Annotated in this window: 31 protein-coding genes; 24 read left to right on the top strand and 7 right to left on the bottom strand. The window is 59.0% G+C overall.

From position 1 onward, the window contains the following. Positions 1–53: 53 nt before the first annotated feature. A complete protein-coding gene (gene galU, locus E4P00_RS17240) occupies positions 54–893 on the bottom strand; it encodes a UTP--glucose-1-phosphate uridylyltransferase GalU (RefSeq protein WP_003173830.1) in 840 nt (279 codons plus the stop codon). Positions 894–1,204: 311 nt separating this feature from the next. On the opposite strand from galU, the gene E4P00_RS17235 reads away from it, so the two are divergent. The 12 genes from E4P00_RS17235 (at position 1,205) to E4P00_RS17180 (ending at position 11,100) form a co-directional block, all read left to right on the top strand. Then, the gene (locus tag E4P00_RS17235) at positions 1,205–1,390 is read left to right on the top strand and encodes a hypothetical protein (RefSeq protein WP_032875460.1); all 186 of its coding nucleotides are present in this window, start codon (positions 1,205–1,207) and stop codon (positions 1,388–1,390) included. Between the two features lie 508 nt (positions 1,391–1,898). Next, positions 1,899–2,420: a fimbrial protein gene (locus tag E4P00_RS17230; protein WP_078821334.1), complete on the top strand. Its 522-nt coding sequence runs from the start codon at positions 1,899–1,901 to the stop codon at positions 2,418–2,420. A 51-nt stretch (positions 2,421–2,471) separates the two neighbouring features. Continuing rightward, entirely contained in the window at positions 2,472–3,032 is a 561-nt protein-coding gene (locus E4P00_RS17225; protein ID WP_078821333.1) for a fimbrial protein, read from the top strand. A 19-nt stretch (positions 3,033–3,051) separates the two neighbouring features. Continuing rightward, entirely contained in the window at positions 3,052–5,661 is a 2,610-nt protein-coding gene (locus E4P00_RS17220) for an outer membrane usher protein (protein ID WP_248132231.1), read from the top strand. Continuing rightward, a complete protein-coding gene (locus E4P00_RS17215; protein WP_248132230.1) occupies positions 5,658–6,419 on the top strand; it encodes a fimbria/pilus periplasmic chaperone in 762 nt (253 codons plus the stop codon). The genes E4P00_RS17220 and E4P00_RS17215 overlap by 4 nt, the downstream gene beginning before the upstream one ends. Before the next feature lie 18 nt (positions 6,420–6,437). Continuing rightward, entirely contained in the window at positions 6,438–7,019 is a 582-nt protein-coding gene (locus tag E4P00_RS17210; protein WP_078821331.1) for a fimbrial protein, read from the top strand. 10 nt (positions 7,020–7,029) lie between these two features. Further along, entirely contained in the window at positions 7,030–7,521 is a 492-nt protein-coding gene (locus tag E4P00_RS17205) for a fimbrial protein (RefSeq protein WP_248132228.1), read from the top strand. A gap of 29 nt (positions 7,522–7,550) precedes the next feature. After that, on the top strand, positions 7,551–8,030 hold the full coding sequence (locus tag E4P00_RS17200; protein WP_078821424.1) for a fimbrial protein: 480 nt from the start codon (positions 7,551–7,553) through the stop codon (positions 8,028–8,030). Positions 8,031–8,041: 11 nt separating this feature from the next. Beyond that, positions 8,042–8,584, top strand: coding sequence for a fimbrial protein (locus tag E4P00_RS17195; RefSeq protein ID WP_248132226.1), 543 nt, complete (start codon positions 8,042–8,044; stop codon positions 8,582–8,584). A gap of 108 nt (positions 8,585–8,692) precedes the next feature. After that, positions 8,693–9,667, top strand: coding sequence for a fimbrial protein (locus tag E4P00_RS17190; protein WP_248132223.1), 975 nt, complete (start codon positions 8,693–8,695; stop codon positions 9,665–9,667). A gap of 50 nt (positions 9,668–9,717) precedes the next feature. Beyond that, positions 9,718–10,674 (top strand): fimbrial protein, encoded by a 957-nt coding sequence (locus E4P00_RS17185; RefSeq protein WP_248132276.1) that lies wholly within the window; start codon positions 9,718–9,720, stop codon positions 10,672–10,674. 144 nt (positions 10,675–10,818) lie between these two features. Next, positions 10,819–11,100, top strand: a complete 282-nt coding sequence (locus E4P00_RS17180) for a hypothetical protein (protein WP_078821328.1) — start codon at positions 10,819–10,821, stop codon at positions 11,098–11,100. Between the two features lie 9 nt (positions 11,101–11,109). Here the strand turns inward: E4P00_RS17180 and E4P00_RS17175 are convergent, their stop codons facing one another. Both E4P00_RS17175 and E4P00_RS17170 read right to left on the bottom strand, forming a co-directional pair. Next, positions 11,110–11,340, bottom strand: coding sequence for a hypothetical protein (locus E4P00_RS17175; protein WP_005788199.1), 231 nt, complete (start codon positions 11,338–11,340; stop codon positions 11,110–11,112). Positions 11,341–11,504: 164 nt separating this feature from the next. Beyond that, positions 11,505–11,855, bottom strand: coding sequence for a hypothetical protein (locus tag E4P00_RS17170; protein WP_005788197.1), 351 nt, complete (start codon positions 11,853–11,855; stop codon positions 11,505–11,507). A 213-nt stretch (positions 11,856–12,068) separates the two neighbouring features. Between E4P00_RS17170 and E4P00_RS17165 the strand changes: the two genes are divergently transcribed. The 11 genes from E4P00_RS17165 to E4P00_RS17115 all read left to right on the top strand — a co-directional run bounded on the left by E4P00_RS17165 (position 12,069) and on the right by E4P00_RS17115 (position 21,805). Next, positions 12,069–12,371 carry a DUF1883 domain-containing protein gene (locus tag E4P00_RS17165; RefSeq protein ID WP_003173824.1) on the top strand — a complete coding sequence of 101 codons (303 nt, stop codon included), beginning with the start codon at positions 12,069–12,071 and terminating at the stop codon, positions 12,369–12,371. 25 nt (positions 12,372–12,396) lie between these two features. Further along, complete coding sequence (locus E4P00_RS17160) at positions 12,397–12,564, top strand: hypothetical protein (RefSeq protein WP_177464515.1); 168 nt, start codon at positions 12,397–12,399, stop codon at positions 12,562–12,564. A gap of 3 nt (positions 12,565–12,567) precedes the next feature. Further along, complete coding sequence (gene alkB / locus E4P00_RS17155) at positions 12,568–13,233, top strand: DNA oxidative demethylase AlkB (RefSeq protein WP_032875491.1); 666 nt, start codon at positions 12,568–12,570, stop codon at positions 13,231–13,233. 75 nt (positions 13,234–13,308) lie between these two features. Next, positions 13,309–14,358, top strand: coding sequence for a bifunctional DNA-binding transcriptional regulator/O6-methylguanine-DNA methyltransferase Ada (ada, locus tag E4P00_RS17150; RefSeq protein WP_248128684.1), 1,050 nt, complete (start codon positions 13,309–13,311; stop codon positions 14,356–14,358). 96 nt (positions 14,359–14,454) lie between these two features. Continuing rightward, a complete protein-coding gene (locus E4P00_RS17145; protein ID WP_228308383.1) occupies positions 14,455–15,519 on the top strand; it encodes a nitronate monooxygenase in 1,065 nt (354 codons plus the stop codon). A gap of 113 nt (positions 15,520–15,632) precedes the next feature. After that, complete coding sequence (modA, locus tag E4P00_RS17140) at positions 15,633–16,382, top strand: molybdate ABC transporter substrate-binding protein (RefSeq protein ID WP_078821323.1); 750 nt, start codon at positions 15,633–15,635, stop codon at positions 16,380–16,382. After that, positions 16,383–17,063 (top strand): molybdate ABC transporter permease subunit, encoded by a 681-nt coding sequence (modB, locus tag E4P00_RS17135; RefSeq protein WP_078821322.1) that lies wholly within the window; start codon positions 16,383–16,385, stop codon positions 17,061–17,063. A 5-nt stretch (positions 17,064–17,068) separates the two neighbouring features. Next, the gene (gene modC, locus E4P00_RS17130; protein ID WP_248132221.1) at positions 17,069–18,148 is read left to right on the top strand and encodes a molybdenum ABC transporter ATP-binding protein; all 1,080 of its coding nucleotides are present in this window, start codon (positions 17,069–17,071) and stop codon (positions 18,146–18,148) included. Between the two features lie 74 nt (positions 18,149–18,222). Next, complete coding sequence (locus tag E4P00_RS17125) at positions 18,223–19,272, top strand: DNA topoisomerase IB (RefSeq protein WP_005788182.1); 1,050 nt, start codon at positions 18,223–18,225, stop codon at positions 19,270–19,272. 124 nt (positions 19,273–19,396) lie between these two features. Then, positions 19,397–21,031: an ABC-F family ATP-binding cassette domain-containing protein gene (locus E4P00_RS17120; protein ID WP_248132219.1), complete on the top strand. Its 1,635-nt coding sequence runs from the start codon at positions 19,397–19,399 to the stop codon at positions 21,029–21,031. 69 nt (positions 21,032–21,100) lie between these two features. Continuing rightward, the gene (locus E4P00_RS17115; protein WP_032875504.1) at positions 21,101–21,805 is read left to right on the top strand and encodes a YoaK family protein; all 705 of its coding nucleotides are present in this window, start codon (positions 21,101–21,103) and stop codon (positions 21,803–21,805) included. A 148-nt stretch (positions 21,806–21,953) separates the two neighbouring features. On the opposite strand, the gene E4P00_RS17110 is transcribed toward E4P00_RS17115, so the two are convergent. The 4 genes from E4P00_RS17110 to E4P00_RS17095 form a co-directional block, all read right to left on the bottom strand. Further along, entirely contained in the window at positions 21,954–22,307 is a 354-nt protein-coding gene (locus E4P00_RS17110; protein WP_248132217.1) for a hypothetical protein, read from the bottom strand. Between the two features lie 172 nt (positions 22,308–22,479). Then, positions 22,480–22,791 (bottom strand): AzlD domain-containing protein, encoded by a 312-nt coding sequence (locus E4P00_RS17105; protein ID WP_005788173.1) that lies wholly within the window; start codon positions 22,789–22,791, stop codon positions 22,480–22,482. Then, positions 22,788–23,483 (bottom strand): AzlC family ABC transporter permease, encoded by a 696-nt coding sequence (locus tag E4P00_RS17100; protein WP_248132215.1) that lies wholly within the window; start codon positions 23,481–23,483, stop codon positions 22,788–22,790. Before E4P00_RS17100 ends, E4P00_RS17105 begins: the two co-directional genes overlap by 4 nt. Before the next feature lie 71 nt (positions 23,484–23,554). Then, on the bottom strand, positions 23,555–23,770 hold the full coding sequence (locus E4P00_RS17095; RefSeq protein WP_005788169.1) for a hypothetical protein: 216 nt from the start codon (positions 23,768–23,770) through the stop codon (positions 23,555–23,557). Between the two features lie 175 nt (positions 23,771–23,945). Here E4P00_RS17095 and E4P00_RS17090 point away from each other — a divergent pair, with 175 nt between their 5' ends. Then, complete coding sequence (locus E4P00_RS17090; protein ID WP_078821421.1) at positions 23,946–24,302, top strand: metalloregulator ArsR/SmtB family transcription factor; 357 nt, start codon at positions 23,946–23,948, stop codon at positions 24,300–24,302. Positions 24,303–24,316 lie beyond the last annotated feature (14 nt).

Raw genomic sequence — 24,316 nt, 5'->3', positions numbered from 1 at the left:
CGAAAAAGCCACCCGAAGGTGGCTTTCTCTTGAAACAGTGCGGCAAGCGTGAATCAGTACGCCTTGCCAGTCTTGTAGAAGTGCTCGTAGCAGAAGTTGGTTGCTTCGATGTAGCCTTCGGCGCCACCGCAGTCAAAACGCTGCCCTTTGAACTTGTAGGCAATTACGCAACCGTCTTTGGCTTGCTTCAACAGCGCATCGGTGATCTGGATTTCGCCACCCTTGCCCGGCTCGGTTTCTTCGATCAGTTTGAAGATGTCCGGGGTGAGGATGTAACGACCGATGATCGCCAGGTTCGACGGAGCATCTTCCGGCGCTGGCTTCTCGACCATGTCACGCACGCGGATCAAGCCATCGCCAATATCGTCGCCGGCGATAACACCGTACTTGTTGGTTTCGGTTGGGTTGACTTCCATCACCGCAACGATGGTGCAGCGGTATTTCTGGTAGAGCTTGACCATCTGGGTCAGCACACCATCACCTTCCAGGTTCACACACAGGTCATCCGCCAGAACCACGGCGAACGGTTCGTCACCGATCAGCGGGCGACCGGTAAGGATAGCGTGGCCGAGGCCTTTCATTTGAGTCTGACGGGTGTAGGAGAACGAGCACTCGTCGAGCAATTTACGGATACCGACCAGGTATTTTTCCTTGTCGGTGCCTTTGATCTGGTTTTCCAGCTCATAGCTGATGTCGAAGTGGTCTTCCAGGGCGCGTTTGCCGCGGCCGGTAACGATGGAGATCTCGTTCAGGCCGGCATCCAGGGCTTCTTCCACGCCGTACTGAATCAGTGGCTTGTTCACCACCGGCAGCATCTCTTTGGGCATGGCTTTGGTCGCTGGCAAGAAGCGAGTGCCGTAACCGGCTGCTGGGAACAAGCATTTCTTGATCATATGAGTCCTTACAAAGGGCTGTGCGTACGGAATTCGGCGCAGTCTAATCAGGCCGCAGTCACCTTACAATGGGTCCTGCTGGCGTTGCGATGTCATCATAGAGAAAAAATGTCGGCGTAAGTTCCGCTGATCTTGCAAAGGGGTTGCCCACGATCAGACGAAACACACCCGCCCCCCCCTTTATTTAAAAGGGCTGCAATGGTTTTAGCACGCTTTTCGCCGCCTGGCACTGACCTGCAACAACTCGCGCCCCCCTCAGCCGTTTGGCGGTATCATGGCCGCCTTGAATCAGACCACGAGATTGCCAATAGATGTCAGAACCCAAAGGTGTAAACGGCTACCTGATCACGCAGCGTGCAGACGGCTGGCACTTGATCAATTTTCACGGCGACAGCGTTGCCGGAACATTTGCGACCGAGAGCCAGGCGATTGCCGTAGCTGAAGTGTTTGTGGATGAAGCAGGCCACGCGTCGAGCAAACGCCCGAAAAACAAGTAAGCCTCGCCACACCGCCACAAAAAAGCCCCGGTCGACGGGGCTTTTTTGTGGACGCCTGTATTTGTCGGCGCCCTGCGACCTCTGCGCCCCCCGACACTTAGTTGTTTCGCTTGGTAAACGACTATTGTTTTTCAATTCGCGTAATCCCATTCTTACATCCAAAACCCTAACTAAAACATTCTCATTTAGCTGCATGTAGTTCAATTCTTACAGTCAAAATAAAATTTTTGGCAAATTGCCATATCCTTCCTATATATCGCTATACGTTACGGCTACACCACTAAACGAATGCGCCGACTTACTTCCACAGTGCAAAGCCACACAATCATTTCCGCCTCAAACGTGCCGCCGGATTGCAATGCAATTAATTGGAAAACCTGATTATTAGAAAGCCGACTCGGCTGACGACTTCGGGATTTACCGGGCGCCACTTTTGCGGTGAAACCGTCAGTCCCAGACCCAATAGCGGCGGGACTTTTCAATGACATTTTTATGTGGGCGTCTGCAAATGAAAACTAAGTTTAAAACTGCGCTGTTTACCCTTGGGCTGTTCGCCGGCTCGATCTCAGGAGCTCATGCCGCAGATGGAACAGTCACCTTCCTCGGATCGGTCCACTCGGGTGCCTGCTCCATCAAGCCTGAATCCATCGACCAGACCGTTAACCTCGGCGCCATCGCAAAGCATCAATTGCAGGCCGGCGGCAAGTCGGAAGCCCGAAGCGTGAAAATCGAACTGGAGGGCTGCGACCTGACGGACCTTACCGATAACACGGTAACCACTACCTTCACCGCCGCCCCCTCAAACGATGTTCCAGGTGCAATCGGTACCGTCGGTGGTGCAGGCCGCATTGGCATCATGATGACCCACGGCGGCAAACCCGTTGAGCTGGGCGTCGCTACAACCCCGCAAGCCATTTCCACGGGTGATAACACCCTGGAATTCGGTGCCTACGTTCAAGGCGCGGCTACCGGCGACATCGTCCCCGGTGATTTCAGCGCCGTCACCAACTTCACCTTGGCCTATCAGTAAGTTGTTCCCCCCGCCACCTGAGGGTGGCGGGGGGACGGGTGGGAGATACCGGTGAAAACATTCTTAAATCTCGCAGTCACCTCCTCGTTGACGATGTTCATCAGTCCCTGGAGTTTCGCCCAGCCACCTGCCCAGGGCGAAGGCGTTGTCACGCTGGGTGGCGTGATCGTCGACTCCGCATGCGGGCTGGAACTGATCAGTGCCGATCAGTCCATCGAGATGACCCCCGAGCCTATAGGCAGGCTATTGCGCAATGCATTGGGCGAGCCACACCCCTTCGAATTACGCCTGGTCAATTGCTCCTTGACGCGCCCGGACCCGTCGCGGCCTGGGGCCACGCTGCCTGATTGGGAGCATCTGCGGGTGACCTTCGACGGGCCTCGCGACAGGGACGGCCGCTCCTTTGCCGCCTTTGGAGACTCACAGGGGGTTGCCTTCCATATCTGGGATTCGGCTGGCCAAGAGAGTGTGCCGGGCGAGCCGATGGCTCCGCACCCCCTGGCTGAAGGTGACATGACACTGCACTACACGCTTCGACTGGTCGGCAACGGGCTGCCACTGGCACCGGGGGCTCACCGGGTCGCAGTGCGGTTCAAGTTGGAATACTTTTGAACATTGATGGGTTGCTTTCATGCTGAATGCGTCGAAGATCAAAAATACGCTTCGCCCCAGCCTGGTAGGCGGGCTGATGTCGCTGGCCGGAACCGCGTTGGGCGCCGGGGATATCGAATTCAATACCGACGTGCTTGATTTGAATGATCGCACCAATATTGATTTGTCCCGCTTCGCCCGTAGCGGTTTCATTCTGCCCGGGACCTACACGATGCTTGTGCAGATCAATGGCCAGCCTGTTTCCGAGCAAGCGGTGGCCTTCTACCCTCCCGAGCATGATCCCAAGGGCAGCCAGGCATGCTTGTCCCCTGGCCTGGTGGAACTGTTGGGGCTGAAGGCGTCGGATGCCACCAAGCTCACCGCGTGGAAAAACGGCGAGTGCCTGGATACCCAAGGCCTGCCAGGTACAGAGGTGAGCGCTGACCTGGCCACCTCCACGCTGAACATCAACCTGCCCCATGCCTACCTTGAATACAGCGCCCTCAACTGGGATCCACCCGCGCGCTGGGATGAGGGAGTGCCGGGATTACTGGTTGACTACAACCTGACGGCACAGTCCAACGCCCAGAAAAACCAAAATACACGCAATCACCTGAGCGGCAATGGAACCCTGGGGGCCAATGCCGGGGCCTGGCGCCTGCGTGCCGATTGGCAGGGACGCGTCGACAGCGCGAGGGACCGATCCGCCGGGGAGCAGAAGCTGGAGTGGAGCCGCTACTACGCTTACCGCGCCATTCCTTCGCTGAAGGCGCGATTGGTGGTGGGCGAGAACTACCTGTACTCGGACCTGTTCGACAGCTTCCGTTTTACCGGTGCCGCGCTGAATTCGGACGAAAGCCAACTGCCACCGAACTTGCGCGGCTATGCGCCGGAGGTTGTCGGGGTTGCCAAGACAAACGCCAGGGTCGTCGTCAGCCAGCAAGGCCGCGTGCTGTATGAAGCCCTGGTGGCGGCCGGCCCCTTTCGCATTCAGGACCTCAATGACGCCGTCACGGGTACGCTGGATGTGCGCGTGGAAGAGCAGGACGGCTCGGTGCAAACCTTCAAGCTCAACACTGCCGGTGTTCCTTACCTGACGCGCCCCGGGCAAATCCGCTACAAACTCGCGACCGGACGGCCTTTCGATCTTCAATACGGGGCTGACGGTAACTTTTTCGGCACCGGCGAATTCTCCTGGGGGGTCAGCAACGGCTGGTCATTGTTCGGCGGCGCCATTACCGATAACAACTACCATGCGGCCACTGTCGGTGCAGGTCGTGACTTGCTGGTGTTAGGAGCATTATCCCTGGATGTCACCCAGTCCCATGCGAACGTGTGGAATCAGACCCTCTCGGGCAAATCCTATCGCCTGCAATACTCCAAGAACTTCGAACAATACGACAGCCAAGTAACCTTCGCAGGTTATCGGTTTTCCGATAAGAACTTCTTAAGCATGAGCGAATACCTGGATGCTCGTCATTATGGAATGAACGGCGAACTCGCAGGGCGCGGAAAATACGACGAGTTCGGTCAATACGCTGGCGAATTCAAACCTATAGGGGGCAGTAAGGCGCTGTATACCGCCACGATCAACAAACAGTTTCGCGACTTGGGTGCCACGGTGTACGCCAGTTACAACAAACAAACTTACTGGTCGCGGCCCTCCAGCCAGCGTTGGAACTTGTCGGTATCTCGCTACTTCAATGTCGGCACCGTCAAGAATCTGAGCCTGTCCCTGAATGTCTATCGCACCCAGGACTACAGCTATAAGGATAACGGCATGGCGCTGACGGTCAGCCTGCCGCTGGGACGCAGTGGCACGTTATCGCTGGACGCGAACAGAACAGCAGGCAAGAGCGGCTTTTCAACGCGCTACAGCGATCGCCTGGATGAACGCAACAGCTACCAGCTCAGTGCAAGTGACAATTCCGCCAGCGGTTACCTGAGCCACATGGGCGATCAGGCTGACTTGACGCTGGCCGCCAGCCGTCAACAGGGCAACACCAGCCTGAGCATGTCGGCCCGCGGTGGCGGCACCCTCACGCCCCACGGCGCAGCACTGCATCGAACCAGCAGCATGGGCGGCACGCGTCTGATGGTCGATACCGGCGGTGTAGCCGATGTGCCAGTGCGCGGTTACGGCACGCCGACGCGCAGCAACGCCTTTGGTAAAGCAGTGATTTCCGATTTGAGCAGTTACCAGCGTACGGCGGCCAGCGTGGATCTGGAGCGCCTGCCGAAAAACGTCGAAGCCACGCAATCTGTCACGCAAGTGACCCTCACCGAAGGTGCCATCGGCTACCGATCCCTGGAGGTGATTTCCGGTGAGAAAGCCATGGCGGTACTGCGCCTGCCGGATGGCAGTACGCCGCCCTTCGGAGCAATGGTTAAGAACGCTAAGCAACAGGACACCGGCATTGTGAATGATGGCGGCAGTGTGTACCTCAGCGGTATCCAGGCAGGTGAGCAGATGTTCGTCACCTGGGGAGAAAATTCGCGCTGCATTCTTACGCTGCCTTTGGATTTGCCGGCTGATGGCTTGACCCATGCCCTGCAACTGGATTGCCCAATGGTAGCCACTGATCAAACCTCGCCCGCGCCGTCCAAGCTGACCGGCCAGCACACCGCCACGGAGAACACATCCTCATGATGCTCAATACACGCCTCACCCTCTCGTCCATCGCAATGCTGGCCTTCAGCCTGAGCCAAAGCGCCCACGCTGCGATTGCCTTGGACCGTACACGCGTGATCTTTGACGGAAGCAAGGACGCCACCAGCGTGAATATCACCAACAACAACACCCAGTTGCCGTACCTGGCCCAAGGATGGATTGAGGATGAACAGGGTCAGAAAATCACCGCACCCTTGATCGTGCTGCCACCGGTGCAGCGTGTGGAGCCTGGCAAACAAAGCCAGGTAAAGGTCCAGGCACTGCCCGCGGCCAAATCCTTGCCACAGGATCGGGAGACGGTCTACTACTTTAATCTGCGGGAAATTCCGCCGCGCAGCGACAAGGCCAACACGCTGCAAATCGCGCTGCAAACCCGGATCAAATTGTTCTATCGACCGCAAGCCATCACACCGACCCAGCAAGATCTGTCCAACCCCTGGCAAGAAAAGCTGACCCTTTCACGGCAGGGCGAACATTACCAGGTGAACAACCCAACGCCGTACTTCGTGACCCTGGTGGATGCACGCAGCACCAAGGATGGCAAGACCGTGCCGGGTTTCGAACCGCTGATGGTGCCACCCAAAGGCTCGCTGACCCTGGGCCCGACCGCCAAGGCCCTCGGCACCTCGCCTTATCTGGCCTACGTGAATGACTACGGCGGACGTCCGCTGCTGGCGTTCACCTGCAGTGGCGAGACTTGCAAGGTGAACCTGCAAGCAGCCCCGCTCACACCGTAATACCGACCGGAGTCAGCCATGAAATCGCACTATGTGAAGGTCTTGGGCGGCCTGCTACTGGCCCTTGTCGGGAGCGCGCAGGCCCAGGATGAAGACGATATAGAAGGCATGAGCGGACGACTGAATATCTCCGGATCAATGCATGAAACCCCCTGCAACCTGGAGATGACGTCGGTGCATCAAACCATTGATTTGGGCGATGTCTCCACCAGCCAATTGCGTCGTCCTGGCGATCAGGCAAGGTCAGTGGCATTCCAGTTGCGCTTCACCGATTGCCACCGCACCGCCGGCAGCATCCGCAGTGAACGCACAGGCAATCTGACGTGGAGTGCCTTTCAACCGGTGCTGTCGGTAGCGTTCCTCGCACCGGCCGATGCCGATGATTCACGCCTGGTCAAAGTGCAAGGCATCAGCGGGATGGGCCTTCAATTAACTGATGTGCTTGGCCGGGATGTAAACCTGGGTCAGCGGGGGGAACCTTTGTTCCTGCCCCTGGGTGGCGCCACCCAGACCTGGAACGTTCGGCCCACACGCACCTCCGCACCGTTGACCAGCGGGGCATTCCGGGCAGTGGTGGACTTCAGGCTCAATTATGAGTAAGGGCAGAAAAATGGCGAACTCAAACGGCTTGTGGGCCGTGTTTATATGCGGCCTGATGTGGGCCGTCAGCCAGGCGACGCAGGCCGAGACCAGCCTGACCATCCGTGCGGTGATCATTGCGCCGCCGCCGTGCGTCATCAACAGCGGCAGTACGCTCGATGTGCCATTCGGCAATGACCTGCTGACCTCAAGGATCGACGGAATCAACTACCGCCGTGGTGTGCCCTACACCGTTACCTGTGATGCGCCGTACAGCAACGCGCTGACACTGGAACTCAAGGGCACCGGGGCTGCGTTTGACAGTCGCGTGCTCGTGACCCGCAAGCCAGACCTTGGGGTGAAGCTGTTCGTCAATGGCACTGACTGGCCTTTGAACACGGCGGTGAACTTTACCTATCCCAATTTCCCGGTGGTTCAGGCTGTACCGGTCAAGCGCGTCGGCAGTAAGTTGACAGGCGGGGCCTTCGATGCGACCGCCACTCTGGTGGTGGATTACCAATGAAGTCGATTACCCATGAAGAGAAACGATCCATGACCTTTTGGCCGCAGAAAGCATTGCTCGCCTTGTGCGCCATCAGCTTTTGCAGCGGCGTGTCGGCCAACCTGACCTTCAGCGGAACACTGAACGAGCCCCCGCCCTGCACCATCGATGCCGGCAATACCATTGAAGTGGATTTTGGCGATGTCGGCGTAAAGCGCGTCGATGGGGTGAAATACCGCCAGAGCGTCGGCTACACCATCAACTGTGGCACCGACACGCTGCCTTGGGAGCTTAAGTTGAGCGTCAACGGTACCGCGACAACGTTTGACAGTTCGGCGGTACAGACCAGCGTACCAGCACTGGGTATTCGGGTTTTCCAGAACAGCCAGCCATTTGTCCTGAATTCCCCCTTGGAAATCAGCCTGTCGTCGCCACCGGTATTGGAAGTGGTTCCGGTCAAACAACCTGGCGCAACCCTGACACCCGCCCGCTTTACCGCGGTGGCCACGTTGTTGGCCGAATACCAGTAGGAGTTGAGTCCATGGGATATAAACGCATCCACCCGGTGTGGCCCTGTGCCGCGCTGGTACTGAGCCTGGGCTTGATCGCCGAAGGTAACGCAGCGGACAACCTGAGTTTCAGAGGCAACCTGGTTGAAGAAGCCTGCACGATTCGTCCCGGCGACGAAGCCATTACCCTGGAACTCTGGGACCTGACCAGCAAGTACCTCTACCTCAACACCCGCTCACTCGGAAAGGTTTTCAAGCTGCACCTGGAGGACTGCGACACCACGGTTGGCAACACAGTCACGATCACGTTCGGCGGCAGGGAAAACCCCGAGCTCCCCGGATTGCTCGCGCTCGATGGCGGCAGCGGCGCCTCCGGCATTGCGGTGGGCCTGGAGACGCCGGCTAACAATCCCCTGCCACTCAATACCGTCAGCGACAGGCAGGTGTTGAGCGATGGCAATAATGTGATCGAGCTCAAGGCCTATGTGCAGGGCGAGCCGCGGGCTATCCAGGACCAGAGCATCGGGCACGGTGCCTACACAGTGACGTCCACGTTCACGCTGGACTATCCATAGATCATTCACGAATTGAAGACAGTCTCTGCGAACCAGGAATCTTTTCCGGGCGACTTCAGCACAGGCCGGATGCATGTGGGCAACGTTCAGTTAGAGGAGTACCGAGAAATGCAGATCAGACCACTTTCTGGAGCCATGGCGCTTCTTCTCCTGGTTGGCGTCACATCAATCGCAAACGCTGCCGATTGCCGTGTGAATGGTGGAGCGTGGCAAACGGTGAACCCTGGTGGGACGATAAGCCTGCAAATCCCGGTGTATGTCCAGCTGGGTGCCGACCCTACCCGCATTCTTCTTGAAGGGGCGAACATAGAGTGCAAATTCACTTCTTTTGGTGGCCCCCCGTGGTTACAAGACTACTGGGCCACCTCGGCACAAGCGGGTCCTGCCTGGACGCCTGGCCCGAAATTCAGCAATCAGGGCACCGGTCTACGGATAAACGGAGGGTTCTTCAATACGCCTGTCCCGGATGGTATCCGGATACTCACCATTCCTAATAACGGCATCGGCTACCCCCTGGTAGTCACACCCTATATTTTGATTCGCAACAATCCGACAAACCCTATTGACGTGCGGATAGGCGACACCCTGGGTGTATTGCGACTTAACCAGACAAACAACTACGACGCCGGCAGGACAGCGCTCGTCCTCGCCTACACTGCCGCCAACAACTTCTCCATATCGCCGTCAACCTGCACCATCAACAATAACAATCCCATTGAAATCAACTTCGGCGACGTCAATCAGCGTGCGATAGGCACTGATCCTTTAACAACCTCCATCCGCACCAACCGCAGGCTCACCTACTCATGCCCGGATGGCGGCATCACCACCCCAATCACCATTACCTACAAAGGCGCTCCATCGTCTTTCGATAATCGGCTGATGATGATGACCAACGCGAATGTGGGTACAGCCCTTGTGCGTGCGGGAGCCGCAGTGCCAGTCAACGGTTCGTTCCTGACCCGGATTACCAATAGCGTGGGGGGCGATGATGTGACGTTTTCCCTGGTCCGGCGTGCGGGCTCTCTTCCCACGGCCGGGGCTATCAGCGGGAGCGGCGTACTCGTGATGGGTGTGCCATGAAAAAGGTGAAAGAGGCGCAAATGCAGATTCTGGAACAACGAGAGAAAAGAATGAAACGACTACATGGTGCCCTTGTGCTTCTGGCCCTCGGTGGCATGGCAACGACTGCGCAAGCCGTCGATTGCCGGGTCAATGGAGGTTCCTGGCAGAACGGCAACCCCAACCTGCAAGTGCCTGTCATGGTCACCCTCAGTGCGGACCGCACGCGGCTCATGCTGGAAGGTGCAAGGCTGGAATGTCGATTTACCTACAGTGGCGGGCCGGCTTGGCATGCAGACTACTGGGCATCAGGCAATGCCTCAGGTACGCCTTGGACGCCTGGCCCGAAGTTTTCCGGCGAGCGCACAGGCTTGCGCATCAATGGCTCGTTCTATAACACCCCGGTTCCGGCGGGTATAGGGATAGTCACGGTGCCTAACAACGGCGTCTTTTACCCTGTCAACGTCACCCCCTATATTCTGCTGCGTAATTACCCGTCGAACCCGTTTGACGTTCGGATAGGCGACAACCTGGGCCTGTTACGCCTCACCAGTTCGAACAATTACGACGGCACTCGACCGCAGCTCACCGTTACTTATACCGCCGCCAACAACTTCACCGTCTCGCCGTCGACATGCACGATCAACAATAACAACCCCATCGAGATCAACTTTGGCGACGTCAACCAACGGGCGTTGGGCAGTGCCCCCCTGACTACCCCCATCCGCGTCAACCGTAGACTTACCTACTCATGCCCGGATGGCGGGATTACAACGCCCATCACCATTACCTACAAAGGCATACCGTCTTCGTTTGACAGCCGCCTGCTACGGATGAGCAATTCGAACGTGGGAACTGCACTTGTTCGTGCAGGGGCCGCGGTGCCGGTCAACGCTTCGTTCCGGACCCAAATTACCAACAGCGTGGGCGGCGATGAAGTGACGTTTTCCCTGGCTCGGCGCGCGGGTTCCCTCCCCACCCCCGGGGCCACAAGCGGCAGCGGAGTGCTCGTGATGGGCGTGCCATGACACAGATGCGAGGCTGAGGCACTTTGGAGTGAGCAGTCGAAGATCTTGTATCTGGGACTGCGCACCAGGTGGCAGTTCGCTATAATCCGCGCCAACGCCCCACGACAGTGTCAGCGCCCTCCACTTCTTCTCGATGATGACTTTATGAACAAAATCCTGGCACTGACCGCAGTACTGGCACTGGCCGGTTGCACCACCACTTCAGACACCCTGCTGAAAAATGGCGAGCAAGGCTTGACCATCGACTGCTCGGGCGAGGCCAACTCATGGGCCAGTTGCTACGAGAAAGCTGATGCCTCCTGTGCCGGCACCGGTTACCGCATCGTCGGCACCAATGGCACCCCAGCCCTCAAGGACAGCGACAAGACCCTGGGCCAGGACGTGGGCAACTTTAAAGGTCGCAGTGTGGTGGTCGTGTGCAAGTAAGCCGTTGCGCTATAGATGCACTTCGGCGAACTTGATCCCCAGGCCACGCAATATTTCAATCAGGTCATCCAGCCGCGGGAATGACTCGACCTCATCCTGATCGTCTACCAGGAAGTAGCTGCGACCGCCGCTTTTTTTGAAGAACACGATCCACTCGCCCAAGTCGGCGGGGTTCTGGATGACATGGGTCGCTGCAATCTGACCTTCGGCGTGGCGGGCTTTGACGATTTCTCGTTTCATAACAGGCTTTCCAGAAAGAACAAATGCCGCTCAATCCCAAGGTTTGAGCGGCATCTTTGTAGTGAATGCCCGGCAGTTTAACGGATGCCCAGCCCTGGATGCATACCGCGCCTGCGCGGTGTTGGATTTTTTATCGGGTTCGTAGCTCAGGATGAGCCTCGGCCTCAGCCGGAAATGCACTCTTCCCCGGCTTTCTTCACGTCGCCCGGCCGGATCGGCACGTTGGACATGCTTTCATAGAGCTTGATGCTGCTACCACTGGAGCGGTCTTCGATTTCGAAGATCGCAGAAGGGTCCGCCGAAAACTTCTGCGGCACGATGACCTGGATACCGTCTTTATGGGGTTCGATCTGTGGCGGCCGACGGGTCGCCTCCAGTTTGCGCACAACACACGCCGCATATTCCTGCGGTTTCTTCCCTGAGATGACCACCAACGTTGGCGGGGTCTGCTTGATATCTGCAACCGAAGCACACCCAGCAATTGCCAAGGCCAGCACCAACACACTCCACTTCATACTAAAACCTCCGATAAAGACCCTACGACAGCGGGGATGGTAAATTTCTCCCAGCAACGTAGGATTTATCTCTGATAACACGGTAAATAACTGTTTTTAATTGTCGAAGTCGTCGACGACGGCCCGATAATAAACGCGCTGGGGCTGATAAACTCCATCTTAACCTACGTATCGTTCTGATTTTTCAGAAAAAGCCCTTCTGGAGACACCCGCATGAAATTCATTCACCAGCGTGAGCACCTCAACGAGGGAGACATTGTCGTTATCGAATGTTCACAGACCTGCAACATCCGCTTGATGAGCGATGCGAACTTTCGCAGCTTCAAAAATGGCGGGCGCCATACCTACCACGGCGGTGCATTCGATAAATTCCCGGCCAAGATCACTGCACCCAGCACCGGCTTCTGGAACATCACCCTTGATGTGGTCACTCGTCGCGCCATCAGCGTGACCCGCAAGCCAGCGCTGTCCCACAAGATCCGCATCGTTCGTCGCACCAGCACCAAGCTGAGCTGAACCAGCAACTGACAGGAAAAAAGCAGTGACCCATACGACCAAATACGTCATCAAGTACAAGCTCAACGGCGAACGCCGCTTCGAATTTGCCCAGTTGACCGCCAACAGCGTCGAAGAAGCCAAGCAAGCCCTGGCGAAAATTCACGATGCCAGCGACGTAATTACCGACATCACCGTGAGCAAGGCGCTGTAAGTCATGCCGGGCCCTACTGCCGATTTGTTCGCCGATGATGCCCTGCAACAACCTGCCGGGCGCGAGCAGATCGGTGAAGAATCCTACGTTCTAAGGGGCTATGCCCTGCCCTGGATTGAGCGGTTGCTACCTGAGTTGCGGCGTGTGCTGGCCCAGTCCCCCTTTCGGCAAATGGTCACGCCCGGTGGCTTTACCATGTCGGCAGCGCTGAGCAGTTGCGGCGAACTGGGCTGGACCACCGATACCCGCGGCTATCGCTACAGCCCACTGGACCCGCGCAACCAGCAACCCTGGCCCGCCATGCCGGATGCGTTGCGCCAACTGGCCATGGCGGCGGCAACCGAGGCCGGCTTCCGCGACTTCCTGCCTGACGCCTGCCTGATCAACCGTTACGTGCCAGGGGCAAAGATGTCTCTGCACCAGGACAAGAACGAGCGCAGCTACAGCGCGCCGGTGGTCTCGGTGTCCCTCGGCCTACCGGCGATTTTCCTGTTCGGTGGCCATGAGCGCAGTGACAAAACGCAAAAAGTTTCGCTGTTCCATGGCGATGTGGTGGTGTGGGGCGGGGTTGATCGCCTGCGCTTTCATGGGGTGATGCCGATCAAGGCCGGCGAGCATCCGGTCATGGGCGCGCAACGCATCAACCTGACCTTTCGCACCGCCGGCTAATTTGACCGCAAGCTTCGGAGTTTTACCGGTGGGCGACCCGCTTAATCTGCCCCTGAACCGTCTGGAGTGCAGGCCATGAACAACGAACACGATCCGCGCTGGGCCGCCATCATTGCCCGCGATGCCAAGGCAGATGCCCTGTTTGTCTACGGCGTGAAAACCACGGGCGTGTATTGCCGCCCCAGCAGTGCTTCGCGTTTGCCACGCCCTGAGAATATCGAGTTCTTCGACACACCGGCCCAGGCCGAAGCCGCGGGTTATCGTGCCAGCAAACGCGCTACGGGCGATCAGACTCAACTGGCGGCTTACCATGCGCAGTTAGTCGCCGACGCCTGCCGGCTGATCGAACAGGCTGAAACGCCCCCGAGCCTGGATGTACTGGCTGGCCAGGCCGGGTTGAGCCCGTTCCACTTCCACCGTGTGTTCAAAGCCGGCACCGGCTTGACCCCCAAGCGCTACGCCAGCGCCCTGCGCTCACGTAAGGTCCGCGATGGCCTCAAGGGGCAGCAGTCGGTGACAGACGCCCTGTATGACGCAGGCTTTAACGCCAACAGCCGTTTTTATGAAGCGGCTGACCAGCTACTCGGCATGAAACCCAAGGACTACAAAGGCGGCGGCGTCAATAACACCATTCGCTTTGCCGTTGGCCAATGCTCGCTGGGCGCAATTCTGGTGGCGCAGAGTCAGCGTGGCGTGTGTGCAATTTTGCTCGGGGATGATCCGGATAAACTGGTGCGCGACCTGCAAGATCAGTTTCCCAAGGCAGAGTTGGTTGGCGCGGATCAGGATTTCGAACAACTGGTCGCCCAGGTGGTGGGCTTTGTCGAAGCCCCTGCCCTGGGCCTGGATCTGCCTCTGGACCTGCGCGGCACTGCCTTTCAGGAACGGGTATGGCAGGCATTGCGCGAAATCCCGGTAGGAAGTACTGCCAGCTATGCCCAGATAGCCAAGCACATCGGTGCGCCCACCGCCTTTCGCGCCGTGGCCCAGGCCTGTGGTGCCAACCACCTGGCGGTGGCGATTCCCTGTCATCGTGTGGTACGCAGCAATGGCGAACTGTCGGGGTACCGCTGGGGGGTGGAGCGCAAACGTGAGCTGCTGAAGCGCGAAACCCCCTCCTCATAAAATGCCATTCTCGTCCAGTGAATAAAACAGAGTGGCCCGGAGCCAACGGCCCTGCTAAAACAGCGAAATGCCCTACTAACGCTGGAGACGCATCCCATGAGCACCTGGCCAGACACCCGTATTCTCGACCTGCTGGGCATCGACGTGCCGATCATCCAGGCGCCAATGGCCGGCGCGACGACCACCGCCATGGTCATCGCTGCCCAACGCGCCGGGGCGCTGGGTTCCATGCCTGCCGCAGCGCTGAGTATCGAGCAACTGCGTGAAGCGGTCACTGTCATCCGCCAGGCCAGTACACGGCCGTTGAATCTGAACTTCTTCTGCCATCAGCCGCCTGTGGCCGATGAAGAGCGTGACCGCCATTGGAAGGATGTGCTGCAACCCTACTATCACGAACTTGGTGCCGATTTTGATGCGCCCACCCCCGTGTCCAATCGCGCACCGTTCAACGACGCGGCGTGCCAGTTGGTGGAACAACTGCGCCCGGAAGTCGTGAGCTTTCATTTTGGTCTGCCGGAAAAGTCCTTGCTCGATCGGGTAAAAGCCACGGGCGCCAAAGTGCTGTCATCGGCCACCACCGTTGAGGAAGCAATCTGGCTGGAAAAACACGGCTGCGACGCAATTATTGCCATGGGCATTGAAGCCGGTGGGCACCGTGGCCTATTCCTCAGCGATGACCTGAACAGCCAGATCGGGTTGATGGCACTGGTGCCGCAAGTGGTCGACGCAGTCAGCGTGCCGGTGATTGCCGCAGGCGGCATCGGTGATGCGCGTGGCATCGTCGCGGCCCTTGCCCTGGGCGCCTCGGCAGTCCAGATCGGCACGGCTTACCTGTTCACGCCCGAAGCCAGCATCACCGCCTCGCACCACCACGCGCTGCGCCATGCCCAGGCCAGTGAGACGGCACTGACCAACCTCTTCACCGGCCGCCCGGCGCGGGGCATCGTCAACCGCGTGATGCGGGAGCTCGGCCCGATCAACCCGAGCGCCCCGGCATTCCCCAAAGCCGGAGGTGCGTTAATGCCGCTCAAGGCCAAGGATGAAGCAGGTTTCAGCAACCTGTGGGCGGGCCAGGCACTGGGGCTTGGCAAAGACCTGTCCACTTATGACCTGACGCTTCAATTGTCCGAGCAGGCGTTGACCGGACTCGCGCGCCACTGACATCAGCGGCAACTTTGCACTGTACCGGCAATGGCCAACCGCTATATATTCCCATACATAGCGGTAGAGCCTTCTACCTGAACGCCCCGTACAGCCCAAGGAGTCGCTTCACGATGAACCGTATCTCGCGCCTGGCCCCCCTGCTTGCCGTGTTCGTGCTGGGTTCGGCCCATGCCGATGAAGTGCAGGTGGCCGTGGCCGCCAACTTCACCGCGCCGATCCAGGCAATTGCCGTCGACTTCGAGAAAGGCACTGGTCATAAACTGGTCGCGGCTTACGGTGCTACCGGGCAGTTCTATACCCAGATCAAGAACGGCGCGCCGTTCGAGGTGTTCCTCAGCGCCGATGACACTACCCCGCAGAAGCTCGAAAGCGAAGGCCAGACGGTCAAGGGGTCGCGCTTTACCTACGCCGTCGGCACCCTTGCGCTGTGGTCGGCAACAGCAGGCTACGTGGACGCCAAAGGTGAAGTGCTCAAGCACAATCAATTCAAGCACCTGTCCATCGCCAACCCCAAAGCCGCGCCCTATGGCCTGGCCGCCACCCAGGTACTGGCCAAGCAAGGTTTGACCGCGCAGGTCAAGGACAAGCTCGTCGAAGGCCAGAACATCACCCAGGCCTATCAGTTCGTGTCCACCGGGAATGCCGAGCTGGGCTTTGTCGCCTTGTCGCAGATCTATAAAGACGGCAAAGTCACCAGCGGTTCGGCGTGGATTGTTCCGGCATCGATGCATGACCCGATCAAACAGGACGCCGTGATCCTCAACAAAGGCAAGGACAGCGCCGCTGCCAAGGCGCTGGTTGAGTACCTGAAAGGCCCGAAAGCCGCTGCCATCATCAAATCCTACGGCTACGAGCTGTAAATGCCCCTGTCGAGTGCTGACTTTTCCGCGATCTGGTTGACCATCAAACTGGCGTCACTGACGACTGTGATCCTGTTGATCATCGGCACTCCGATAGCCCTGTGGCTGTCGCGCACCACCTCATGGTGGCGCGGCCCCGTCGGTGCAGTAGTCGCATTACCGTTGGTGCTGCCGCCAACGGTCATCGGTTTCTACTTGCTGTTGACCATGGGCCCCAACGGTTACTTCGGCCAGTTCACCCAATGGCTGGGCCTGGGCACGCTTACATTCAGTTTTGCCGGGCTGGTGATCGGCTCGGTGATCTATTCCATGCCGTTCGTGGTGCAGCCGTTGCAGAACGCCTTTTCCGCCATCGGCACACGCCCATTGGAAGTAGCCGCGACCTTGCGCGCCAATCCGTGGGACACGTTTTTTACAGTGATCCTGCCCCTGGCACGCCCGGGTTTTATCACCGCGTCGATCCTCGGCTTTGCCCATACCGTCGGCGAGTTCGGCGTGGTGTTGATGATCGGCGGCAATATCCCGGACAAGACCCGAGTAGTCTCGGTGCAAATATACGACCACGTCGAAGCCATGGAATATGCCCAGGCCCATTGGTTGGCCGGCGCCATGGTGGTGTTCGCGTTCCTCGTATTGCTGGCGTTGTACTCCAGCCGCAAAACCGGGATGGGCTGGAGCTGATCGCGATGATTGATATACGCCTGAACTTGAAATATTCCGCCTTTGCGCTGGACGTGGACCTGCAATTGCCTGGGCGCGGGGTGACCGCGTTATATGGGCAGTCCGGCTCCGGCAAGACCACCTGCCTGCGTTGTATCGCCGGTTTGGAGCGCGCCGAGGAGGGTTTTGTACAGATCAATGATGAGGTCTGGCAAGACAGCCGCAACGGGCTGTTCGTACCACCGCATAAACGCGCCTTGGGGTATGTATTCCAAGAGGCAAGCCTGTTTGCTCACCTGTCGGTGCGGGCCAATCTGGAGTTCGGCCTCAAGCGCATTCCGCGCACGCAACGGCGTGTGGATATGGCCCAGGCCACCGAGCTGCTGGGCATCGGTCACCTGCTTGAGCGTCACCCACAACACCTGTCCGGGGGCGAGCGTCAGCGCATCGGTATCGCCAGGGCCTTGCTCACCAGCCCCAGGCTGTTACTGATGGATGAACCGCTGGCCGCCTTGGACAGCAAACGCAAAAACGAGATCCTGCCGTACCTGGAGCGCCTGCACGACGAGCTGGATATCCCGGTGCTCTACGTCAGCCATGCCCAGGATGAAGTCGCGCGCCTGGCCGACCATATCGTCCTGCTCAGCGACGGCAAGGCCCTGGCCAGCGGCCCCATCGGCGAAACCCTGGCGCGTCTCGATTTGCCCCTGGCCCTGGGCGACGATGCCGGCGTGGTGATCGCCGGCAGCGTCATTGCCTACGACGCGCACTATCAGTTGCTCACCCTGCAACTGCCTGACTGCCGATTGCAGATTCGCGTGGCCCATGCGCCGGTGGCGGTGGGTAAACCGTTGCGGGTCAAGATCCAGGCACGGGATGTGAGCCTCAACCTGCAAGCGGACGAACACAGCAGCATCCTCAATCGTTTGCCCGTGACGGTCATCCAGGACATGGGGGCGGATAACAGCGCCCATGTCCTGGTACGCCTGGATGCCGGCGGCACACCCTTGCTGGCACGTATCACGCGTTTCTCCCGCGACCAGCTGCAACTGCATCCGGGCCAGGTGCTATGGGCGCAAATCAAGGCAGTGGCGGTGCTGGCTTAAGCAATTGGCACGACCGCAAAACGCTGCGGTCAATCTGACATACCGGCCTGATTTGTTGCCAAGGAACCCGCACCATGCCCGACTCTTCGTTGCCCGCCGACCTGCCCCGTGACCTGCATTATGTGGATGACACCCAGCCTGGAATCCGCCGTAAAAAGCTGCGGGGCAAGTTTCAATACCTGGACGCAAAAGGCCAGCGCATTACCGATGCTGATGAAATAAAACGTCTGAACGCGCTGGCGGTACCGCCTGCCTACACCGATGTGTGGATCTGCGCCGACCCGCGCGGCCATCTGCAAGCCACCGGCCGCGACGCCCGTGGCCGCAAGCAATACCGTTACCACCCACGCTGGCGCGAAGTGCGTGACAGCGACAAGTATTCGCGGTTGCAGGCATTCGGCAGCGCCTTGCCAAAATTGCGCAAACAGCTGGAAGCCCAAATCGCCGAGCCCGGCTTTACCCGCGAAAAGGTGCTGGCCACGGTGGTGACGTTGCTGGACGCCACGCTGATCCGCGTCGGCAATACCCAATACGCCCGCGAGAATAAATCCTACGGCCTGACCACCCTGCGCAATCGCCATGTGGACATCAAGGGCAGCGAAATCCAGTTTCAGTTTCGCGGCAAAAGCGGTGTCGAGCACCAAGTGAGCGTCAAGGACCGACGCCTGGCCCGCGTGGTCAAGCGCTGCATGGAATTGCCCGGGCAGAACCTGTTCCAGTACCTGGACGAAGACGGTGAACGCCACACCGTCAGTTCCCATGACGTCAACGCTTACCTGCACGAACTCACCGGCGAAGACTTCACCGCCAAGGACTACCGCACCTGGGCGGGCACGGCGATGGCATTGGCGGTGTTGCGCGAGTTGGCGTGGCAGCCGGAGTCAGACGCCAAGCGACACGTGGTAGGAATGGTCAAGGACGTGGCCAGGCAGTTGGGCAACACGCCCGCCGTGTGCCGCAAGTGCTACATCCACCCCGCGGTGCTTGAGCATTTCAGCCTCGGCGAACTGTCGAAACTGCCCAAACCACGAGTGCGCAAGGGTCTGAAAGCCGAGGAAGTCGCCCTGGCGATGTTCCTGGAGAAGCTGGCCGAAGACTTGCCGCACAAAGCCAAGGTGGGTTAGCCTTTGCGCCCCTTTTGATTTATGGGACGAGCGCCGACGTGAATAACTAAGCCTTCCAAAATGTATCCGCAACGAGCCGCCTGGCGCGCTTGTTGGCCTGTTCGACATTTTTTTGGAGGTGCTGATGACTGACGTCAACCGGCTGCCCGTTCTTGTTTCCCTGCAACATGTGTCTTTCCAGTTCGCCAATGGCGAAACCTTGCTGGAGGACGTGAACCTGTCCATTGATCGCACCCACACCGGCATCGTCGGGCGCAATGGCCGTGGCAAAAGTATCCTGGCGAAGTTGATGGCCGGCATCCTGCAACCGTCCTCAGGCACATTGAAAAGACCACTCAGCCTGATCTATGTGCCCCAGGCGTTGTCGATTCAAGCGGGAGAAACGGTCGCCCATATCACCGGCACCGCCCCTGCCCTGGCCGCCCTGGAGCGTATGGCACGCGGCGACGGCCGCCTGGGCGATCTGGAACTGATCGATGATCGCTGGGACCTCGCAGAGCGTCTGCGCCTGGCATTGGATGCCGCAGGCTTGCCAACACTCACCGCCGACACCGAGGCCGACCGACTCAGCGGCGGCCAACTGGCCAGGGTCGCGCTGATCGGAGCGCTGTTGGCGGCGCCGCAGTTGTTGATTCTGGACGAACCCAGCAACCACCTCGACAGCGCCGGGCGCGAGTGGCTGTTGCGCGAACTGGCTGATTGGCGCGGCGGCCTGGTGGTGGTCAGCCATGACCGCCAATTACTCGACACCATGGCGCGCATCATCGAATTATCGCCCCTTGGCGTTCAGGTGTATGGCGGCAACTACGCTGCCTATCGACAGCAACGCGATACCCAACAGCACGCCGCTATCGCCGCATGGGAACATGCGCGCCAGGAACGTAGCCGTGAGCGTCGGCGCTTGCAAAAAGACCATGACAGCCTCCAGCGCCATGCTGCGCGCTCACGCAAGCAGGCCGAGACCGCCAACGTCGACCGTTTTACCAAGTCCCGCTGGAAAAGCGCTGCCAAGGAAGTCGTCAGCACGGTGCGCAGTGCCCACCACGATCACAAACACCAACTCGACGCCCAGGTGCGCCAAGCCTACGCGCGCGTAGTGGATGAGACGCCGACCCTGCTCGCCTTGCCAGGCTCGGCAGTACCCAACGGCCGGCAGGTCCTGACTCTGGAACGTGCGCAATTGCCCTGGCTCGACCCCAAGGCGTCGGGCACCTACCTGACGATCAGCCTGTCGGGGGCCGCACGCGTTGCCGTACGCGGGCCGAACGGTTGCGGTAAATCCACCCTGCTCAAATTACTCGCAGGCCAGTGGCAGGCGATCAGTGGCGGGTGCACAGTTGCGGTGCCCAGCGCTTATATCGATCAGCAGCTGGTGTTGCTGGATGACCGGTGCAGCGTTGTCGAGCAGCTCAACCTGCTCGACACGCCGTTGGCCGAAGCCGAACTGCGCACGCGCCTGGCGCTGCTGCAGCTGGATGCTTCGCGGGTCACGCGGCCGACCGGGCAACTCAGCGGTGGCGAGCGCTTGAAAGCCGCCATGGCCGTTGCCTTGTGGCGTGATACACCAGCGCAATTGTTGCTCCTGGATGAACCCACCAACCACTTGGACCTGGAGTCGGTGCTTGCCTTTGAGCAGGCCTTGAAGGGATTTACCGGCGCGATGCTGGCCGTGTCACACGACCCTGCATTCTTGCAGGCGATCGCGCCGACTCATCATCTGACCTGGCACCCCACAGGCTGGCAACTGGAACGTGCCTGAAGTCATTGCGCATACACGCAAAGCGTCCTACGGTAGTGGCCGAATAATCTCATCGTGGAACCCAGCCCCATGCTGCCTTCGTCCCGCAAGCCTTATACCAATGCCACGCTCGCCCATCGCCAGCGCTGGCGTGGCCGCGTGGGCTTGATGCTGGTGGCCTGCCTGTCGGTGCTGGCGGGCATGACCGATGCCATTGGCTTTATGGCCAGCGGCGATTTCGTCTCGTTCATGAGCGGCAACACCACGCGCCTGGCGGTGGCCATCAGCGCGGGTGACCTGGGGCTCACCGGGCGTCTGGTGTTGCTGGTTGCCACCTTTGTGGTCGGTAATGCCTTGGGTGTGGTGGTCAGCCGTTTCAGCAAGCGCCACGCACTGCCGTTGTTGCTGTGCATCGGCGCCTTGCTCTGCGGCGCGGCGCTGTTGCCGGCGACCGACACCTTGCCCGCGTTGCTCGCGGCAATTATTGCCATGGGCATGCTCAACGCGGCGGTCGAAGAAGTGAACGGATTACCCGTGGGGCTCACTTACGTCACCGGGGCGCTCTCACGCTTTGGTCGCGGGCTGGGGCGCTGGGTAATGGGCGAGCGTCGCAATGGTTGGCGCGTGCAATTGATTCCGTGGGCCGGAATGTTTGTCGGTGCCGTGATCGGCGCACTGCTGGAGCAGCAAATGGGACTGCGCGCACTGTGGGTCAGTGGTGCATTGGCGGGGTTATTGGGGCTGGTGACATTGATGATTCCGCGGCGCTGGCACTTGGGTTTTATGCCGCGTTGAGGCTGAACAAAGAGGTGCTCGCTCGACGTTTAAGCCTCGACATCCGTGTACCGGTAAAGAGCCATCACGTCGAGCGAGCGATTGAATCATAAGGCAATGCCCGGCGGCTGTCCCGCCAGGCGTTTCGGAATCGGGTCAAGGCAAGGTATTACAGACAAGTGGCAAGCGCTGCCAGGCGACGTTTGGCTGGCATGTTGTCCTCCACGGCATAGTATTTGACGGTAGAACCCGCCCCTGTGCTTTGTATGTCAACAAAGTAGTCGCCGGCCGTGGTGTAGACGGTGTAGCCACCTGCCTCGGTGGGCTCTTTGAAACCGCCGGCATCAACGCCGAACACGCGCTCATCCTGCCAGCCGAACTGAATGCACTGGGCGACCACCAGGGTGGCCTTGTCCGATGCCAGGATTTTATAGGGGCTGCCTGCACGCGCCTCTTTCATCTTCGAGCCCGCGCAACCGGCCAGTGCGGCCAGTACCAATGCGCCGATTACCATCTTGAACATGCCTGTGCTTCCTTGGAAAAACCGTGACTCTACCACTGTGCCGCGGCCAACTGACGCGCCCATGAACTTTGTTTCACTGTGACGGGCCAACCCGCCGTCTATAGTGGCCAAGCTCATTTTTTGGAAGTCTCCCTTCTGCCCGCCCTCCCGCGGGCTTTTTTTTGCCCTGGCGTCAGAACCACCAGCGAAACAGATAGAACAGCGCCATGCTCAACAGCACAGTGATCAGCACACTGCGCGTCCAGAACATCAAGGCCACGGCGCAGATACCTGCGAGCAAGTAAGGGTTGCTCGGGCTCAAGTTGAGCCGATGATCGGCCAGGAAAATAATCGGCCCGCAGATCGCCGTAAGCATCCCCGGCACGGCAAAACCCAGGAACTCACGGGCGCCACGATTAAGCCTCACCGGCAAACGTGGCTCGATAAACAGGTAGCGGTTGAAAAACACCACAAGACCCATGGCCACAATCATCAGGTAAATCATGGCTGCCCAACTCCCAATCGCTTGCAGGCAAAACCTGCGCTCATCCCCAGTACACCCGAGACCACTACCGCCGACTCCCAGTGCAAATAACTCAACCACACCGAACACAGCAGCGAGATCGCGACACACACCACGGTCGGCACATCGCGCACCACCGGAGTGATCAGGGCGATAAAGGTTGCGGCAATGGAAAACTCCAGCCCCAGCTGATCAAGGCCCGGAATGCTTTTGCCCAACACAATGCCGGCCAGGGTGAAGAGGTTCCAGATGATGTAAAACGTCAGGCCGACGCCCAATGCGTACCAGCGATTGAAGGTCTGGCGGTCATAGTGGTTGACCAGGGCAAAGAATTCATCGGTCAGCAGGAAACCCAGGCTCATGCGCCACCGGACATTGAGCGACGACAGCGTGGGACGCATGTGCATGCCATAGAGCAGATGCTGGGAGGTCAGTAACAAAGTGGTGAGTACGATGGATATCAGGCTGGCACCGCTCTTGACCATGCCGATGGCCACCAACTGCGCCGCACCGGCAAACACGATGGCAGACAAGCCTTGGGCTTGCAGCGGGGTAAATTGCGCATCGATGGCCATGGAGCCGGCGAGCAACCCCCACGGGGCGCAGGCAAGAGACAAGGGAATAACGGCGATGGCGCCGCGAGTGAAGGCGTAATGAGGTAATGCAGTGGGCATGGAAACGGCTCATCGACGGACAGTCGACAAGCATGCCAGTGCAATCAGGGGCTTGTCTTGAACGATCTTGCTCAGGCGAGCCTCACCGAAACCTGCTCCACCGAATCCCGCGCTTCACGCAGTTCGTACGCGTCCTGGTTGAGCCGGTGGATGGTATTGAGCAGGCGCTGGCGCAGCACTTCGTCACCGAGTTTTTCCACGGCGCGCATCAGGTCGAACGCCGCGGTTTCGTTATTTTCCGCGACGGAATCCAGGGTCTTGCGCAGGTTGCGAGTGGCACGGGTCACGCGGGTTCTTCCTTCATCAGCAATGAGCAGGCACTGTAGGACCTTTGTGTTTCATTTTAATTTCAAACAGTTGTGGCTGTTTCACGGGCATTTGATCCACATCAACTGAAACAGGATTTGACCGAAACATATGGAAATACGTATATTCGAATAACCATATATGGATACCCTGATCATGTCGGATCTCCTCTCTCCTCCCACCCTGTTCAAGTGCCTGGCTGATGCCACCCGCGCTCGGATGACCCTATTGATCCTGCGCGAAGGCGAACTTTGCGTATGCGAACTGATCCATGCCTTGGACGATAGCCAGCCGAAGATCTCCCGTCATCTGGCGCAACTGCGCAGTTGCGGGCTGCTGCTGGACCGCCGTCAAGGGCAATGGATCTACTACCGCATCAACCCGGCACTGCCCGCCTGGGTCACACAGGTGTTGGACACCACCCTGCAAGCCAACCAGCCATGGTTGCAGAACGACGCGCTGCGTCTGGATGCAATGGGCGACAGACCACAACGGGCCAGCACCTGCTGCTGAGCCATCGGAGCGTT

The sequence above is a fragment of the Pseudomonas sp. B329 genome (assembly GCF_023127835.1).
GTDB lineage: Bacteria > Pseudomonadota > Gammaproteobacteria > Pseudomonadales > Pseudomonadaceae > Aquipseudomonas > Aquipseudomonas synxantha_A.
This window is presented reverse-complemented; position numbering and strand designations above follow the sequence as displayed.

Bases quoted from the DNA above. Each gene is read 5' to 3' on its own strand.
- E4P00_RS17235 (WP_032875460.1), top strand. From the start codon at position 1,205: ATGTCAGAACCCAAAGGTGTAAACGGCTACCTGATCACGCAGCGTGCA.
- E4P00_RS17205 (WP_248132228.1), top strand. From the start codon at position 7,030: ATGGCGAACTCAAACGGCTTGTGGGCCGTGTTTATATGCGGCCTGATG.
- E4P00_RS17115 (WP_032875504.1), top strand. From the start codon at position 21,101: ATGCTGCCTTCGTCCCGCAAGCCTTATACCAATGCCACGCTCGCCCAT.
- E4P00_RS17200 (WP_078821424.1), top strand. From the start codon at position 7,551: ATGACCTTTTGGCCGCAGAAAGCATTGCTCGCCTTGTGCGCCATCAGC.
- modA (WP_078821323.1), top strand. From the start codon at position 15,633: ATGAACCGTATCTCGCGCCTGGCCCCCCTGCTTGCCGTGTTCGTGCTG.
- E4P00_RS17210 (WP_078821331.1), top strand. From the start codon at position 6,438: ATGAAATCGCACTATGTGAAGGTCTTGGGCGGCCTGCTACTGGCCCTT.
- E4P00_RS17170 (WP_005788197.1), bottom strand. From the start codon at position 11,855: ATGAAGTGGAGTGTGTTGGTGCTGGCCTTGGCAATTGCTGGGTGTGCT.
- E4P00_RS17125 (WP_005788182.1), top strand. From the start codon at position 18,223: ATGCCCGACTCTTCGTTGCCCGCCGACCTGCCCCGTGACCTGCATTAT.
- E4P00_RS17105 (WP_005788173.1), bottom strand. From the start codon at position 22,791: ATGATTTACCTGATGATTGTGGCCATGGGTCTTGTGGTGTTTTTCAAC.
- E4P00_RS17185 (WP_248132276.1), top strand. From the start codon at position 9,718: ATGAAACGACTACATGGTGCCCTTGTGCTTCTGGCCCTCGGTGGCATG.
- E4P00_RS17110 (WP_248132217.1), bottom strand. From the start codon at position 22,307: ATGTTCAAGATGGTAATCGGCGCATTGGTACTGGCCGCACTGGCCGGT.
- galU (WP_003173830.1), bottom strand. From the start codon at position 893: ATGATCAAGAAATGCTTGTTCCCAGCAGCCGGTTACGGCACTCGCTTC.
- E4P00_RS17100 (WP_248132215.1), bottom strand. From the start codon at position 23,483: ATGCCCACTGCATTACCTCATTACGCCTTCACTCGCGGCGCCATCGCC.
- E4P00_RS17120 (WP_248132219.1), top strand. From the start codon at position 19,397: ATGACTGACGTCAACCGGCTGCCCGTTCTTGTTTCCCTGCAACATGTG.
- E4P00_RS17220 (WP_248132231.1), top strand. From the start codon at position 3,052: ATGCTGAATGCGTCGAAGATCAAAAATACGCTTCGCCCCAGCCTGGTA.
- E4P00_RS17215 (WP_248132230.1), top strand. From the start codon at position 5,658: ATGATGCTCAATACACGCCTCACCCTCTCGTCCATCGCAATGCTGGCC.
- E4P00_RS17145 (WP_228308383.1), top strand. From the start codon at position 14,455: ATGAGCACCTGGCCAGACACCCGTATTCTCGACCTGCTGGGCATCGAC.
- modC (WP_248132221.1), top strand. From the start codon at position 17,069: ATGATTGATATACGCCTGAACTTGAAATATTCCGCCTTTGCGCTGGAC.
- E4P00_RS17165 (WP_003173824.1), top strand. From the start codon at position 12,069: ATGAAATTCATTCACCAGCGTGAGCACCTCAACGAGGGAGACATTGTC.
- E4P00_RS17090 (WP_078821421.1), top strand. From the start codon at position 23,946: ATGTCGGATCTCCTCTCTCCTCCCACCCTGTTCAAGTGCCTGGCTGAT.
- modB (WP_078821322.1), top strand. From the start codon at position 16,383: ATGCCCCTGTCGAGTGCTGACTTTTCCGCGATCTGGTTGACCATCAAA.
- E4P00_RS17180 (WP_078821328.1), top strand. From the start codon at position 10,819: ATGAACAAAATCCTGGCACTGACCGCAGTACTGGCACTGGCCGGTTGC.
- E4P00_RS17190 (WP_248132223.1), top strand. From the start codon at position 8,693: ATGCAGATCAGACCACTTTCTGGAGCCATGGCGCTTCTTCTCCTGGTT.
- E4P00_RS17175 (WP_005788199.1), bottom strand. From the start codon at position 11,340: ATGAAACGAGAAATCGTCAAAGCCCGCCACGCCGAAGGTCAGATTGCA.
- E4P00_RS17230 (WP_078821334.1), top strand. From the start codon at position 1,899: ATGAAAACTAAGTTTAAAACTGCGCTGTTTACCCTTGGGCTGTTCGCC.
- ada (WP_248128684.1), top strand. From the start codon at position 13,309: ATGAACAACGAACACGATCCGCGCTGGGCCGCCATCATTGCCCGCGAT.
- alkB (WP_032875491.1), top strand. From the start codon at position 12,568: ATGCCGGGCCCTACTGCCGATTTGTTCGCCGATGATGCCCTGCAACAA.
- E4P00_RS17195 (WP_248132226.1), top strand. From the start codon at position 8,042: ATGGGATATAAACGCATCCACCCGGTGTGGCCCTGTGCCGCGCTGGTA.